The sequence below is a fragment of the Bartonella sp. AR 15-3 genome (assembly GCF_002022445.1).
In the GTDB taxonomy this organism is placed as follows: Bacteria; Pseudomonadota; Alphaproteobacteria; order Rhizobiales; family Rhizobiaceae; genus Bartonella.
Window position 1 is genome coordinate 130,006 of the sequence record NZ_MUYE01000001.1, and the last position, 17,338, is coordinate 147,343.

The window sequence follows — 17,338 nt, forward strand, 5'->3', positions numbered from 1 at the left end:
GAGTTCGTATCTATCTCTATTATAATAATCTAAGGCGCATTGTTTCTTTACAGAAACTTTGATTTATGGTTATTAAAGGAAAACGTAAAGTCCTATCCCTTTACCTTTAATTATATTATCTTGACTATTCAAAAAGTATAAACGAAATTAACATATTATTTACAAAACCTATTGGCGCACCCGAAGAGATTCGAACTCCTGACCCCCAGATTCGTAGTCTGGTGCTCTATCCAGCTGAGCTACGGGTGCGCACTCAGTTTTTTAGTTAGGATATTGGATTCTTAATTGTTTCGTTAGTGAATTACAAGTGAAACTTGGTACAATAAAGATTTTTATTTGTTAGTCCATTATATATTGTTGTCGAAATACTGTTGTAATTTCTCGATTGCTAGAAAGTCTCTGCATAGTACTTATATCATTGTGTCATAGTAGAGTTCCAATATGAACGATAGTTAACTTGACGGTCTGATCTACGAAAGATAGTCAAGTGTAAATGAGATACGTTTTTGTGATGAGAGTTTAAGAGATACTATCTGTAATTTGGTTTTTGATAAAATTTAAATATTACAAAATTATTTCATACAGATGTGTATATTCATTATAGATCAAGGATAGAGGTATGAGATTGTGGAAAAAGATTGTTCCATTGGTACTTTTAGCTTTCGTTTTGATTATTTCTTATTGTAAGTCTAAATATAGTTTAGAGAATTCTATTTATGCAGTGGATCAAGCAAAAAATGTACCGCATAAAACACTAAAATCACCGACAAATATGTCGGCAGCGAAAGTTATTGTTGATTCTGTTAAGATTGAAAATTTTAATGAAAAGCTCAATTTAATTGGCAATGGAAGAGCTATTGCAACAGTAGGATTAACTCCCTGGTCGGCAGGTGTCGTTGATAAATTTTTTGTATCAGCTGGAGAAAAAGTGCAAGCTGGTGCTTTGATTGCAAAACTTGATTCTAAAAAAGAAGAAATAGCGGTTGCAAGAGCGAAGGTACAACGTGATAATAGTGCTTTAACGCTTTCGCGTATTCTTAAGTTACGTGCTACTAATACAGCAACAGAAGTGCAAGAACTTACAGCGCGCTTAGAGTTAGATAATGCAAATTTGGCTTTGCGTGATGCTGAATTAGCACTTGATCGACGGACGATTTGTACACCAATTAGCGGAATTGTTGGTATTTTGCCTATTGATGTAGGGAATGCTGTTGCTCTTAATACTGAAATAGCTCGTATTGAAAATAGAGAGCGCATTTTAATCGATATATGGGTACCTGAACAATATGCATCACGCATTAACAAAGGAGATGAAGTAGTTGTAACTTTAACGACACAGTCGAGTGAGACTTTCGTTGGTTATATCTATGCGATTGATAATATAGTTGATGTTACAAGCCGCACATTTCGTGTTCAAGTTGAGATCGAAAATAAAAAAGATATACTTATGTCTGGTATGTCTTTTTCTGTTACATTGCAATTCGATAGCGGTTTATTTCCTGTTGTTAATCCTCTAGCCGTTCAATGGGATAGTAAAGGATCATTTGTATGGCGTGTAAGAGAAGATAAGGTAGAACGTATTCCGATATCGATTATTAAGCATAAAACAGATCAAATATTTGTAAAAGCTTTTTTAGAAAATGATGCTCAAGTTGTTATACAAGGGGTACAAACGCTTTATCCAGGTAGGAGTGTCATTATTGAAGACTCAAAAGGTTCCAATAGTAATTAAATAGTTATCGGTGATAAGTAAGCGGGATGTATAATGAGTCAAGAACTTAAAACAAAACAATTTGTAACGCAGCCAGGACAAGGCGGTATGATTGCATTGTTTATTCGGAGGCCAGTTTTCACTTTTGTTGTGAATGCCATGATCATAATTGCAGGATTTTCTGCATGGATGAATGTTGATGTGCGCGAATTGCCAGACGTTGATACTCCAGTAACGACGATTATGACAACTTTCTCTGGTGCATCAGCAGAAACAATTGATCGTGAGATTACGAAAGTTATAGAAGATGCTGTTGCTCGTGTTTCAGGGATTAAAACAATTTCTTCAACTTCTTCTTTTGGTCGCTCTCGTGTAGAAATTAGTTTTAATGTTGGTGTTGATTTAAATGTTGCAGCATCTGATATCCGTGATGCCATTTCTCGTGTTACTTATTCTCTACCAAAAGATGCAGATGCACCTTTAATCATTAAAGCAGATTCAAATGCTGCTGCGATGATGTATTTAGTTGTGACTTCACCAACGATGAATATTGATGATTTAGCAACGATTGTAAATGATCAAATTGTTGATAAGCTTTCTGCTGTTGATGGTGTTGGTGATGTGCAAGTTGATAATGCTCGCACGAAAATTTTTCAGATTGATGTCGATCAAGCAAAGCTTGCTAGCTATGGATTGACCGTTGGAGATATTGCGCGTGTTCTTGCTGATATGACAACTGATGCTCCTGTAGGGTCGTTGCGCAATTCTATACAAACCTTAATTGTACGTGCAACTGCTCGTTTGACAACACCTGAAGCTTTTGAACAAGTCATCTTAAAGCCTCATGTACGACTTGGAGATGTTGCACATGTTACTTTATTCCCCGATGTAGAAACAGTTATTCTTCGTGTTAATGGGAAAACAGGGATTGGGATAGGAATTGTGCGTAAGGCGCAATCTAATACTCTCAATATTTCTAAAGGTATTCGCGCGGCTCTTGAACAACTTAAAATTGTTTTGCCTCCTTCTGTGCATATGAGTATTCTTAGTGATGATGCTATTTTTATTAACAGTGCTCTTCATGAAGTTGAGATTGCATTAGTCATCGCTGTATTAAGTGTTATTTTGGTTATTTTTCTTTTTCTTAGAGATATTCGTGCAACACTTATTCCTATTTTGTCTATTCCAGTTACTCTTATAGGGACAATTGCAGCGATTTATGTTGTAGGATTTTCATTGAATATTCTGACATTTTTAGGGCTTGTTTTGGCGACGGGACTTGTTGTGGATGATGCAATTGTTGTGCTTGAAAACATTGTTCGATGGCGCAATACGGGATTAGGATCTCGATCAGCCGCAGTAGTAGGAACACAAGAAGTGTTTTTTGCTGTTTTAGCAACGACATTAACTTTAGTTGCTGTTTTTGTACCTATTTCTTTTCTTCCTGGACAGGTCGGAGGGCTTTTTAAAGAATTCGGTTTTGTTTTAGCTATTTCCATTTTGCTTTCTTCAGTTGTTGCTTTGACACTTTGTCCTATGCTTGCTTCACGCTTTCTTAAACAATATGTTGGAGACAGCGAAAAAAAAGCACATTATTTTGCTCTTTTGGATAAATTAGGTACTTTTTTTAGCAGAAGTTATGCTTATAGTTTACATAAATGCCTAGAACGTCCTTGGACTGTTGTACTGGTTTCATTTGTTTTTGCAAGCTTTTGTCTTGGAGGCTACATGAAGTTGCAACAGGAGCTAACACCAACAGAAGATAGAGCCGTTGTTTTTTTGGTTATTAATGGGCCACAAGGGATTTCAGTGCAATATTTGAATGAGCAGGTGAAGCAACTTGAAGCGAGCTTAGAGCCTTTGCGTGATTCTGGTGAGATTATTAATAGTTACTCTGTTGCTGGAGTTGGTGGTTCACCTAATAGTGCTTTTCTTGTTTTGTTGCTTTCATCTTGGGATCAGCGTTCTCGGAGCCAGCAAGAAATTGTGGAAGATATTAATGTGAAGGTTAAAGAATTTCCAGCAGTATTTGTATTCGCAGCACAAGGAAATTCATTAGGAGTTCGAGGAACTGGCCAAGGATTACAATTTGCAATTCTTGGAGATAATTATACAAAATTACAATCTATTGCTGGGGAACTGATTAAGCTTTTGCAATCTGATACGCGCTTTATTCGTCCACGGCTTACGGTAGATGCAACACAACCACAATTTTTTATTGAAATTGATCGAGAAAAAGCTTCTGATTTAGGTATTGATATCACTAACGTAGGTAATACGTTACAAGCAATGTTAGATGGAAGAAAAATTGGTTCTATTTATGTAGATGATCACTCTTACGATGTTAAACTAACATCGCGTAAGAAACCCATTACTAATCCATCTGATTTGGAGAATGTTTTTTTTAAAACTACAGATGATAAATATGTTCCTTTATCGGTTATTGCAAATTTGCATGAAAAAGCTATTGCGCCGCAATTAAAGCGAGAAAAACGTATGAGTGCGGTTGTTATGAGTGCAAATCTTGCTCCAGGTTTTTCTTTAGGAAATGCGTATAAAACTATAGAAGATATTACTTCTCCTTTGTTAGTGGAAGGAAATTATATTATTCCTTTGGGTGAAGCTGCTACACTTAGTGAGACATCTTCTGGTTTTATGATTGTTTTTGGTATTGCCTTTGTGATTATTCTATTGGTTTTAGCCGCTCAGTTTGAGAGTTTTGTTTCAGGTTTTATTATAATAGCTACTGTACCATTAGGACTTGGTTGTGCTGTAATTGCTATGCTTTTTAGCGGTGTTAGTCTGAATATTTATAGTCAAATCGGTTTGATTTTATTGGTTGGAGTTATGGCAAAAAACGGTATTCTAATTGTTGAATTTGCAGACCAGTTACGTGATCAGGGTAAAAGCGTGCGTGAAGCTATAGAGGATGCGGCAAATATTCGTCTTCGTCCAGTTTGTATGACAATGATTTGCGCTATCTTAGGAGGAATTCCTTTAGTTTTAGCAAAAGGTGCTGGTGCAGAAGCACGTATAGCTTTAGGATGGGTTATTGTTGGCGGTTTAGGTCTAGCGACGATTTTTACTCTTTTTGTGACGCCAGTTGTTTATCTCTTATTGGGACGTTTTGTACAACCAAAAGCAGAGGAAGCTCTGCGTTTAAAAAGGGAGCTCAACCATATTGAATGACTTTTTAAAAATAAAAGGTTAATAGATTTTCAAATTTTTTTATTTAAAAGATATCACTTTAATACTTTATCTTTTTTATTTTTGCATAGCTTTATTTTGTAAGTGAGCAATGAAAATGATTTTAAAATAAGTTGAATAGTTCTCTACCTTGTTATCATTAATATTAAAAACTCTATTATCAATGGTTAGGGAGATATAATTGATAATTCGTAATGAAAAAGCTTTTAAACAGACTTTGAAGGCGCTAAAACAGCATCTTATAAAAGATGGAGTTTGTGATATCCGTCAACATTTTGCAGAAGATGCACAACGTTTTACTCATTTTTCCTTAAAACTTGATGATCTTCTTTTTGATTTTTCGAAATGCGGTGTAACATTTAATACATTGCGACTTTTGGATAATCTTGCTGTTGCAACAGATGTATTAGGCTGGTGTAAAGCAATGTTTTCTGGTGAAATTATTAATAAAACTGAAAAACGTTCAGCTCTTCATGTTGCATTGCGTTTTTCTGTCGATGAAATTTTTATGTTAGATGGATGCAATATTGTTCAAGATATTCAAGCTGTTTTTTCCCATATGGAAACATTTTCTGAAATAGTCCGCGATGGAAGATATAAAGGAAGCAGTGGTGAGAAGATACTTGATATTGTGAATATCGGTATTGGGGGCTCTGATCTTGGCCCTGCAATGGTTACTAGTGCTTTGAAGCCATATCATGATGGCCCACGTTGTCATTTTGTTTCTAACGTTGATAGTGCACATATTTCTGACACTCTTGCTAATTTAAATCCAGAAACAACGTTATTTGTTATTGCCTCTAAAACTTTTACTACAATTGAAACAATGGTTAATGCTCGTGTTGCACGTCAATGGATCCGCGCGCATTTAGGGGAGGAAGCAATAAAAACACATTTTGTTGCTGTATCAAGTGCAGTCGATAAAGTGATAGAATTTGGAATAGCTCCATCAAAAATTTTTAGATTTTGGGATTGGATAGGGGGGCGTTATTCAGTTTGGTCAGCAATTGGCCTTGTTATTATGTTGGCAATAGGTGGTCAGAATTTTCGTCAATTTCTCAAAGGTGCTCAGCAGATGGATCAACATTTTAAGAGCGCATCTTTACATCAAAATATTCCTATTCGATTTGCTCTTTTGGGTTTCTGGCATCGTGTCATTTGTGGTTATACATCACGTGTTGTTGTTCCTTATTCGCAGCGTTTGGAGCGTTTGCCTGCTTATTTACAGCAGCTTGATATGGAATCAAATGGTAAGCAAGTCTTTTGGGATGGTAAACCAATGAATTTTCCAAGTGGGCCGATTGTTTGGGGTGCTTCAGGAACAAATGGACAACATGCTTTTTTTCAGTTCTTACATCAAGGAACAGATATTGTTCCTGTAGAATTTATTCTATTTGTAAAAGGGCATGAGCCAAATTTACATCATATGCATGATATGCTGGTGGCTAATTGTTTGGCACAGTCAGAAGCTTTGATGCAGGGTCGTAATATTGAATATGCATCACATCCTATTCGTAGAGTTGATAATACTGATGTGGATGATTTAGCTCTTCATAAAAGTTGTAAAGGAAATCGGCCTAGTGTTATCTTGCTTCAAGATTTATTGACGCCTTTTACCCTTGGTCGTTTAATTGCGCTTTATGAGCATCGTATTTTTGTTGAAGGCATTTTAATGAATATTAATTCATTTGACCAATGGGGTGTGGAATTTGGCAAAGAGTTAGCAAATGAATTATTGCCAATGATTTGTGGAAAAGACGAAAATAGCAATCATGATAGTTCAACATTAGGATTATTAGCGCATATTCAAGACAGGCGTATAAAAAAAACGTCTGCACTTGATTAATAATGTGTGTGTAATCTCAAAGTTTTTGAGAGGTCAATTATCGAATGTATGGAAGTATCACCTCAAACTACATAATATTAGACAACTCTTATGATGTAGAATTTATAAAATTGATTCATAAAAAACAGTTAGAAAAATATACTTATTTTTTAATTTATGATGTTCGCATACAATAAATCTTAAAAAAATTCAAAGGTGAATAAACTTAATGAATTTATTTTCTATTTTACTTATAGTGACCAAACATTACAAATAATATTATTATTATCTCATCAGAGATTTATATTCAGTAACTCTTTTTTTGTGTGCTGAGATAGATATACATTTACCCTTTAGTACAACTATATTTTTGTTTACTCTATCAGAAATAGTTTCATTTTTTTTGTTAATGATTTTGTCTTCAGATCCTGGATTTTTATCTATATATTCCTGAAGGCGTCTCACGCCTTGCGTGTGTTTATAAAAGTTGATTGGAAGATATGTATCCAACAAATCATGAGATAAATGGGCTATTCTATCCCACTGATCACCTTTAATATTATCTCTATGTAATTTTTCTAATTTATCAGAATGGCGATAAAATTTTTTAGCGAGAAATAAACAAAAAATTCCACATTCAGACATACTTCGCTGAATATCCATTTCCGCTAAAGAAAAATAACAGTGAGGTAACCGAGTTTCTATGACCGTTTGCATTTTTGCTCCTAGAATCGCTGGAATTGGAAGAGAGAATCTTGCAGGTTCAAATAATATCAGGGATGTTTTGTTATCGATAGTTTGGTGATCTACTACTGCAAAATGAACGAGATCATCATTTCCTCCTACGTTAATTATATACCTAGAAGATTTAATTCCGTTTTTAATTTTTTTTAAAATTGATGCGACGAAATCTCTAGGCTCTTTAATCAATGTAAGGTGCATCTCTGGATATTTATTATTCGCCTGCTTTATCAAGGCAGGCATTATTTGAAAATCTCCTTCTGTGTAAGTAGTGTTAAGCCAATCACCATTAGCAATGTCATTCTCTAAATTTGTGATAATATTTTCTAGATCTTCTGTCTGAGATAAACCAACAGCATTTTTTATTGTATTCAATAATTTTCGCATTAAACTGCTTTCTTTATAAAAATTGTAAAGAAATTTAAAAACTAGACCAGCTCTCAAATATCGTTGGCATTTTTGGCCCTTTATCATTGCTAAATAATTATAATCAGACAGCTTTGTAAAATAATTAGATACTAAATGTTTGATTATTTAAAAAAATTATCAGCTTAGCTTAATAATTTTGATAATGTGATTATAACTAAGAGGGTGAGCATATCTGTTTTATAAATTACAAACGTTTTTTGTGCATTATCGAAAAATAATAGTATCGATTATAAAAAGCTGTATTTCTAATAGAATGTGAAAAGTTTCTCACCTTTCCAAAGAATTATGCAGCAATTTCGTTGCTATACCTAATTTATTAGCACCTGTTAAGGTCTCGTACTTAGTGTTATTTATCGATTGATCGAGCATTAAATACCTCTGATTAACAAAACTCAATACACCCTATATCATGCCACGTAAGACGATATTTACGGTATAGTAGATACTTTAATCAGAGCTTTATATTTATCTGACCAGAGCTTTATATTTCTCAATTCTTTTCTTTTGTGATGAACAAGATACAACCTTATTGTCTAATAACACTGAGTGTTTATCTAATCTATGATGCAAAATTTCATCTTTGTTGTTAATTGTTTTAGTAAAATACTGCCGATTTTTGTCGACATATTGACTAATACGTTTTCCAGTTTGTGCATGTTTATAAAAAGCGCCTGGAAGATACTCATCCACTTTATGATAAGGTAAAGGAATTCCTCGTTTACATAAAATCCCACTAATATTATCTTGGTGCATTACTTTTAATTTATTAGCTTCGAGGTGAAGTTTTTTGGCAAAAAGTAAACTTATAATTCCACTTTCAGAGGAGTTTGCTTGAAGATTAATTTCCGCCATGGAAAAATAACAATAAGGTAGTTGTGCAGCTTCAATGGCTGATTTCACGGTCACTCCCAGTACTTCTGCATTCATGTGCGTGAATTTTGTAGTTTCAAACAATATTAAGGATGTTTTATTAGCAATGGTTTGTTGATCAATTATCGCAAAATGAGGGTCATTACCTTCTAGACTAATTAGAAATCTAGAAGATGGAATTCCCTGATTAATTACTTTTTGTATTGATTTCACAAGCTGTTCAGGGTCTGTAATAAATTGAAGATTTATCCCTGGACATTTATTATTTTCCTGCTCGACTAAGTGAGGCATTATTGTAAGGTCTATATGTGCATAATTAGCATCGACGAAACTACTATTAGTAATGTCATTTTCTAAATCTGAAATAACATTTTGTAATGCTTTCTTACTGAATAAGATACTTGGTTTTTCTGTTGTTTCATTAGCCTCTAAACGCGATAGAAGCTCTTCTAATGTTGCACTACTATTTAATGGACTACTGGTTTGAATTGGACCACTGTCTTGGTTGAGACCGCTGGCTTGAGCCTTCAAAGGTCCTAAACGCGTTAGAAGCTCTTCTAATGTTGCACTACTATTTAATGGACTACTGGTTTGAATTGGACCACTGGCTTGGTTGAAACCACTGGCTTGGTTGAGACCGCTGGCTTGGCTTGGATCGTTGGTTTGGCTTGGATCACTGATTTGCGTCTCCAAAGTCTCTAAATGGGTTAGAAGCTCTTCTAATGTTGCACTACTATTTAATGGACTACTGGTTTGAATTGGACCACTGTCTTGGTCTGTTAAATTTTTTGATCTAGGCATAATTAATCTCCTTATAATAATTAATAGAAGATAGCGGTTTTTTGGGGCTAAAAGATGTTGATATTGAGTTTCTTTTGGGTTTTGAAGAGTGCAATAAGTAAAGCTATATTTTAAGTTTAAATTGCTTTTATTATAGATTCTGCAAAACTTATTTTATTTTAAATTGAGGCTTTATATTTCCTGTGTTCTTTGGTTTATTCTAAGACGCATAGAATATTTAAAACCCTGAAACTAGATAGTTTATGGTGTTGACGTGTGTATTTTTGTTGCTTGATATCATGGATTTAAGAAAAAAGTCGGTCAGGTATTGGAAGCTAAAAAAACACAAGGAAGCATTATTTTGGGGGATTTGTTTAGCAAATTCAATTCTTTTATGTTCTAGTCAAAGCTACAGCTTTTTTAAAATAAATTGTAGAAAGCAATTCGTTTTTGTTAGTGGATTTTACAGAATTTTTTTCAACAAAAAATATCAAGATGACATATACGTGTGTTGCTAGCGACATGTACATAGAATAAAAATCTTCGTGTAAGCTTTATGATTGGTTTGGATGATAAAGAAATTCAAATTATCAAAACAACTAATAAAGGCGAGGTAGTATTATTATACACCTATTTTGGATCGTTGTTTTTTTCAATTGGGATTAAGGTAGATTGTTTTCTCTTCTGTAGCGGTTTTCAGTAAAGAAAACTTTGCTGAAATGCAAAAATCTATTACTGCAAATTTGCAGGTGTGACGCATTATTAAAGTATTTTTTTATGATTGATATGAAATGCGTTTTTTAGGATCAAAAAAATTATTCATTAAAAATTATTCATTTATATACTTGCCATTTTATTTATGTGCTCCATCTAAAGGACAAATTGTTCTTTATTAAAAATGATTTTTATCAAAGGAAGGATTGCATTGCTCTCTGATGGAGAGGACACAGTGATTTCAAATTTTTTGTTGATTTGTTTTAAAACTTTGAAAGATTTTAGATCTTTTGTGAAACTCAGCGTTTTAGAATAATACCACAATAGGTTTCGGCATTGGCGGGGTAGCTTCCAGATTTTTATAAGTTTTTTAATACGCGAAAGTGCTTTTGCGGAGGAGTTTCTTTCGCTCTTTTGTGAGGCTGGACTTTGTTTTTAGCATTGGATGTGTTTTTTATTGAGGGGTTTATTATGAAAAAAAATTCAACACCAAATATCATTAAAACAGTTTCGTTAGGAGCAGTATTATCTGTTCTTTTGTCTAGTACCTCTCTTGTTTTTTCGGCTAATCTTGCAATAACAGGAGCGACTAATCAAAGTTCAAATGGCATCAATTCTGTTTATCTAAATGGGAGTCATGGTAGTATTGTTTTAAACGGTGATGATGATTATTGTGGTGTTGATAATGTTGCTGGTCGCGGTGGTACTCAAAAACCTGGTACGGCCATAACGGCAGAAGAGCAATATGAAAGGTTTATCAATAATGAAACATTTTCTGGCCGGAATCCCTATGGCTCTTCAACAAAAAAAGTTAATTGGACTGGTGAAGGCGCAACGGAAGGTAATGTTGGTTATATGGGGATAGCGACAGGTGGCGTTGCCAATGCTATGCCTGAAGCTTTTGGTGTTTATTCTTTTGCAACTGGTTGTGGATCTTATGCATCGGGGAATTATTCTACAGCATTTGGTGCAGGTGCGACTGCGAAGGCTGGTGGAGCACAAGCTTTTGGCGTTTCTTCTCTTGCAACTGGTGAGGCAAGTGTTGCTATGGGAGTTGGAACTGAAGCGACAGGTAAATCTGCAGCTGCATTTGGTTCCCTTGCAAAGGCAGAAGGTTTAAATAGTGTTGCTTTAGGTACAAAAGCACATGCAGAAGGTATAAATAGTGTTGCTGTAGGTCTTGATGCGCATACAGAAGCAGACGGTTTAAATAGTGTTGCTTTAGGGTACAAAGCACATGCATATGTTGAAGGGGCAGTTGCTATAGGGCATGATTCTGTAGCTGGAACAAGATCTTCGGTTGCTATTGGTAGCGGTGCACAGGTGACTGTTGAAAATGGTGTTGCGTTAGGAGGAAATTCTGTTGCAGTTACTCCTTATGGTATTGCTGGGTATGATCCTAGAGTTAACGGTAACTCGACAATAGATGATTTTGTATGGAAAAGTACTAAAGGTGTAGTCAGTGTTGGTAATCCTCAGCATGGAGTGACTAGACAGATTGTGGGAGTAGCGGCTGGTACTGATTTGTCAGATGCAGTGAATGTTGCACAGTTACAAGCATTAAGAGATATGATCCTTACAGGGGGTAATAACCTTGTTCAACAAGATGGAGGCACAGGTGTTATTACTATTGGTTCTGATGTTAATGGAGATACAATCGATATTGTAAACAATGACAAGCAATCTCGGAAGATTTCTGGTGTTTCGGGTGGAGCTGTCACTGAAGAATCAACCGAGGCAGTAAATGGTGCTCAGCTTTGGGAGACTAATGGAAAAATTTCAGAATTAGATAATGAGATTAATAGTATAGAGACAAATATAACTAAGATTCAGACTGATGTAACAAAAATTGCCACAAATACATCAAAGTATTTTGGAGGTGGTGCGAATGTTTTAGATGGTACAGCGCCAACTTACACAATTAATGGCTCTAAATATAATGATGTTGGCTCAGCGTTTGAAGGTGTTGATACGACTTTTACGGAAATTAATAATAAAATATCCACTATAACGGAAAATAGCCTTGTTCAGCAAAATATAGATACAAAAGTTATTACTATCGGTAAGGGAAGAGGCGGCACTACTATTGATATTTCAGATAGTCCAGGGCAAGATAGAACTCTTTCTGGTGTGAAAGCAGCGGTACAAGGCAACGAAGCTGTTAACAAAGATCAACTTGATAAACGTTTGAAAGATATTACTCAAGATTTTGAGTCTGTTAGTGCTGCTGCAGTTCTTTATGATAAGAAGTCAGATGGCAGCATTGATTATAACAAGATTACTTTGGGTGGACAGAATAATAATGAAGGACCAGTTGCCATTCGTAATCTTAAAGATGGTAAGATTTCTAATGAATCGAGCGATGCTGTTAATGGAAAACAGATTTATGAATTATCTCAGGATATTGCGGACATATTTGGTGGTGGTACAGACTTCAACAATGGTAGCTTTACGCGGCCAGTCTATACTTTATCGCATGTGACAACAGAAGGAAGTATAACAAGCGAGAGCTATAACGATGTTGGCTCAGCTTTTGCAGGACTTGATGTGAATATTAAAAATATGAATGCGCACATAAAATATTTGGTTAACAACTTTGATGAAAAGATTTCCAATATTTCTAATGATGCTTTGTTATGGAGTGAAGAAGAAAGAGCCTTTGTTGCACTTCATGGGTCTAAAGGGCAAGAAAAACAAGATAGCAGACTGACATTTCTTTTAGATGGAGAAATTGATGTGAACTCGACAGATGCAATAAATGGTGGTCAGCTTTGGCAGGTTGCAAGCAATACATCAAAGTATTTAGGGGGTGATGCGGATGTTTTGGCTGGTACAGCGCCAACTTATACAATTAATGGCTCTCAGTATAATGATGTTGGCTCAGCATTTAAAGGTGTTGATACGACTTTTACGGAAATTAATAATAAAATATCTAATATAACGGAAAATAGCCTTGTTCAGCAAGATGCGGCTCAGGATAATATTATTACAATTGGAGCAGAAACAGAAGGCATTGAAATACATGTTCATAACAATGTAGGTAAAAGACGGAGGATCGTTGGTGTTTTAGGAGGAGCGATTACCAAAGAATCCTCTGAGGTCGTGAATGGTGGACAGCTCTGGGAGACTGAACGAGTTATTGAAGAATTGGATTATAATACATCAAAGTATTTTGGAGGAGGTGCAGATGTTTTGCTTGATAAAGCACCAACTTATACAATTAATGGCTCTCAGTATAATGATGTTGGTTCAGCGTTTGAAGGTGTTGATACGACTTTTACGGAAATTAATAATAAAATCACCACTATAACGGAAAATAGCCTTGTTCAGCAAGATTTAACTCAGGATATTACTATTGGAGCAAAAACAGCTGGTACTCTAATTGATATTACGAACAGTGAGGGTGAATCGAGGCTCATTACTGGTATTGAGGATGGGGATATTTCTAATCAATCAACGGATGCGATAAATGGCTATCAGCTTTGGCAGGTTGCAAGCAATACATCAAAGTATTTTGGAGGCGGTGCGAATGTTTTGCATGGCACAGCGCCAACTTACACAATTAATGGCTCTAAATATAATGATGTTGGCTCAGCGTTTGAAGGTGTTGATACGACTTTTATGGAAATTAATAATAAAATCACCACTATAACGGAGAATAGCCTTGTTCAGCAAGATTTAGCTCGGAATATTACTATTGGAGCAAAAACAGGTGGTACTCTAATTGATATTGCGAACAGTGAGGGTGAATCGAGGCTCATTACTGGTGTTGAGGATGGAGATGTTTCTAATCAATCAACGGATGCAATAAATGGTTATCAGCTTTGGCAGGTTGCAAGCAATACATCAAAGTATTTAGGTGGTGGTGCAGATGTTTTGAGTGGTAAAGCGCCAACTTATATAATTAATGGCTCTCTGTATAATAATGTTGGTTCAGCATTTGAGGGTGTGGATCTTAATTTTACGGAGATTCGTAAAGAGATATTAAATATGAAGGAAAATAATCTTGTTCAACAAGATGAAGAAAACAGTATTATTACTATTGGTAAGGAAAGCGGTGGTGGTACAATTCATATTGTAAATAATAAAAACCAACAGAGGAAGATTTCTGGTGTTTCGGATGGAGCTATCGCTGAAGAATCAACCGAGGCTATAAATGGTTCTCAGCTTTGGGAGACTAATGACAGAATTGTAGAATTGAATAAAGAAATTAATGGCATAGATGCAAATATAAGCAATATTCAAACTGATTTAACAAAAGTTGCGACAAATACATCGGAGTATTTTGGTGGTGGTGCGAATGTTTTGGATGGTAAAGCACCAACTTATATAATTAATGGCTCTAGGTATAATGATGTTGGCTCGGCATTTGAAGGTGTTGATACGACTTTTACGGAAATTAATAATAAAATATCCAATATAACGGCAAATAGTCTTGTCCAACAAGAAAGGAGTAATGGTCTTATTACGATCGGTAAGAATGTGAATGGTACTGAAATTAGCGTCCTAAACAATACAAAGAAACAACGAAAAATTACTGGTATTGCGAGCGGGCTTATTTTTGAAAAATCAACCGATGCAGTGAATGGTGGACAGCTTTGGGAAACGAATCAAGAAGTTTTTGAACTCAATAATAGTGTAGAAAAAGCAGAGACAGATATAACGAATCTTCAAGGTGATTTATCAAAGGTCGCAGTTTATACATCGAACTATTTAGGTGGTGGTGCAGATGTTTTAGGTGGTAAAGCACCAACTTATACAATTAATGGCTCTAAGTATAATGATGTTGGTTCAGCTTTTAAGGGTGTTGATGGTTCTATTAAGGATATTCGTAATCAAATATTGGATATAACGGAAAATAGTCTCGTTCAGCAAAATATAGATACAAAAGTTATTACTATCGGTAAGGGAAAAGGCGGCACTACCATTAATATTTCAGATAGTCCAGGGCAAGATAGAACTCTTTCTGGTGTGAAAGCAGCGGTACAAGGCAACGAAGCTGTTAACAAAGATCAACTTGATAAACGTTTGAAAGATATTACTCAAGATTTTGAGTCTGTTAGTGCTGCTGCAGTTTTTTATGATAAGAAGTCAGATGGCAGCATTGATTATAACAAGATTACTTTGGGTGGACAGAATAATAATGAAGGACCAGTTGCCATTCGTAATCTTAAAGATGGTAAGATTTCTAATGAATCGAGTGATGCTGTTAATGGAAAACAGATTTATGAATTATCTCAGGATATTGCAGACATATTCGGTGGTGGTACAGACTTCAACAATGGTAGCTTTACGCGGCCAGTCTACACTTTATCACATGTGACAACAGAAGGAATTGTAACAAGCGAGAACTATAACGATGTTGGCTCAGCTTTTGCAGGACTTGATGTGAATATTAAAAATATGAATGCGCACATAAAATATTTGGTTAACAACTTTGATGAAAAGATTTCCAATATTTCTAATGATGCTTTGTTATGGAGTGAAGAAGAAAGAGCCTTTGTTGCACTTCATGGGTCTAAAGGGCAAGAAAAACAAGATAGCAGACTGACATTTCTTTTAGATGGAGAAATTGATGCGAACTCGACAGATGCAATAAATGGTGGTCAGCTTTTTCAGATGAGTAACAAGCTTGCTTCATATTTTGGTGGCGGTGCTCAATATGAAAATGGAGAGTGGAGAGACCCTATTTTTAAGATTTATCGGTTTGGTGCTAATGGTTCTACTTCTGAAAAGGTCTATAAGGATGTTGCTAGTGCTTTTGCTGGTGTGAATGGAGGGATGTCTATTTTAAATGATCGGATTAAGAAGATTGAAAATCAAAGTGGACAAGGTGGCTCTAATTCAGATGCTTTAAAATGGAGTGAAGAAAAAGGCGCTTATGATGCAAACCGAGAAGGAAAGGATAGTAAAATTACTGGTGTTGCAAATGGTAAAGTTGAAAAAGACTCAAAAGAGGCAGTTAATGGTGGGCAACTTTGGGATACCAACGAGCGCGTTACTAATGTTGAAAATAAAGTAGACAATATGTCAAACACGATTAATGGTATAGCTGAGAATACTGTTCAATATGATAAAGATGCAAATGGCAAAAAAAACAATAAAATCACTTTAGCAGGAGGTGATGCTGGGCAGCCTGTTGTCATTGACAATATTGCAGATGGTAAGATTGAAAAAGGTTCAAAAGAAGCAGTAAATGGTGGTCAGCTACATGATTATACTAAGCAACAAATGGAGATTGTTCTTGATGATGCAAAAAAATATACAGATGAAAAGGTCAAGAATATTGTTGTAGATGCTATTGATGATGCGGTAGAGAAGGCAAAAGATTATACGGATAAGAAGTTTGGTGCCTTAAATTATAACATTGAAGGAGTACGAAAAGAAGCAAGACAAGCTGCAGCAATTGGTTTAGCAGTCTCTAACTTGCGGTATAATACTACTCCTGGTGCATTAAGTGTTGCATTTGGCACTGGTTTATGGCGTAGCCAATCTGCCTTTGCTTTTGGTGCTGGTTATACATCTATAAATGGAAATATCCGTTCTAATGTTTCTGTGACAGGTGCGGGAGGTCATTGGGGTGTTGGTGCAGGATTCAGCTTTACCTTGCCGGTGCGTTAATAGTAATATAAAGGTGCATGGTACGATTGTTCCTCAGCAATATTAATAAAATCCATTAAGATTAAGACAGATTTACGCCTTTTCTTCAAAAATGAGGGAAGGGCGTAAGTTTTTTATAAATAGCAGACTGTTTATGATATAGATCAGGAGATAATTATTGTCTTCTATTTCATCATTTCATAGAGGTTTTGTAATTTTATTGACAATAAATATATGCCCCAATTTGTTGGGATGTATTTTTCGAATTAATTGATCCCTGTTTATTTTTTGCTTTCTATGAGCTATATTGGTTTTCTCATTATGGGTTATTAAAGATAAAGCAGACTATATTTAAAAATGTAAGAGATTATTCGGTATTTTTTAATAGATTATGTATTTTATATATCGAAAAATAATCTAATAATTTTTAATTTTAGTTAAGAAGCAATAGGCTTCTTAAA

General features: G+C 35.2%; 6 protein-coding genes and 1 tRNA gene. 4 read left to right on the top strand and 3 right to left on the bottom strand.

Translation table 11 applies throughout. The features are described 5' to 3' along the window. Window positions 1-172 precede the first annotated feature (172 nt). A tRNA-Arg gene (locus tag BAR153v2_RS00590) sits at window positions 173-249 on the bottom strand. A 370-nt stretch (window positions 250-619) separates the two neighbouring features. On the opposite strand from BAR153v2_RS00590, the gene BAR153v2_RS00595 reads away from it, so the two are divergent. The 3 genes from BAR153v2_RS00595 (at window position 620) to pgi (ending at window position 6,764) form a co-directional block, all read left to right on the top strand. After that, complete coding sequence (locus BAR153v2_RS00595; protein WP_078679859.1) at window positions 620-1,732, top strand: efflux RND transporter periplasmic adaptor subunit; 1,113 nt, start codon at window positions 620-622, stop codon at window positions 1,730-1,732. Window positions 1,733-1,765: 33 nt separating this feature from the next. Then, entirely contained in the window at window positions 1,766-4,900 is a 3,135-nt protein-coding gene (locus BAR153v2_RS00600) for an efflux RND transporter permease subunit (protein ID WP_078679860.1), read from the top strand. A 199-nt stretch (window positions 4,901-5,099) separates the two neighbouring features. Next, the gene (gene pgi, locus BAR153v2_RS00605; protein WP_078679861.1) at window positions 5,100-6,764 is read left to right on the top strand and encodes a glucose-6-phosphate isomerase; all 1,665 of its coding nucleotides are present in this window, start codon (window positions 5,100-5,102) and stop codon (window positions 6,762-6,764) included. A 264-nt stretch (window positions 6,765-7,028) separates the two neighbouring features. Here pgi and BAR153v2_RS00610 read toward each other — a convergent pair whose 3' ends face one another. Together BAR153v2_RS00610 and BAR153v2_RS00615 are read right to left on the bottom strand one after the other, a co-directional pair. Next, window positions 7,029-7,871, bottom strand: coding sequence for a YopJ/AvrA family T3SS effector serine/threonine acetyltransferase (locus tag BAR153v2_RS00610; RefSeq protein ID WP_078679862.1), 843 nt, complete (start codon window positions 7,869-7,871; stop codon window positions 7,029-7,031). 507 nt (window positions 7,872-8,378) lie between these two features. Continuing rightward, window positions 8,379-9,584 carry a YopJ/AvrA family T3SS effector serine/threonine acetyltransferase gene (locus BAR153v2_RS00615; RefSeq protein WP_078679863.1) on the bottom strand — a complete coding sequence of 402 codons (1,206 nt, stop codon included), beginning with the start codon at window positions 9,582-9,584 and terminating at the stop codon, window positions 8,379-8,381. A gap of 1,164 nt (window positions 9,585-10,748) precedes the next feature. Here BAR153v2_RS00615 and BAR153v2_RS00620 point away from each other — a divergent pair. Continuing rightward, entirely contained in the window at window positions 10,749-16,898 is a 6,150-nt protein-coding gene (locus BAR153v2_RS00620; protein ID WP_078679864.1) for a Vomp family autotransporter, read from the top strand. Window positions 16,899-17,338 lie beyond the last annotated feature (440 nt).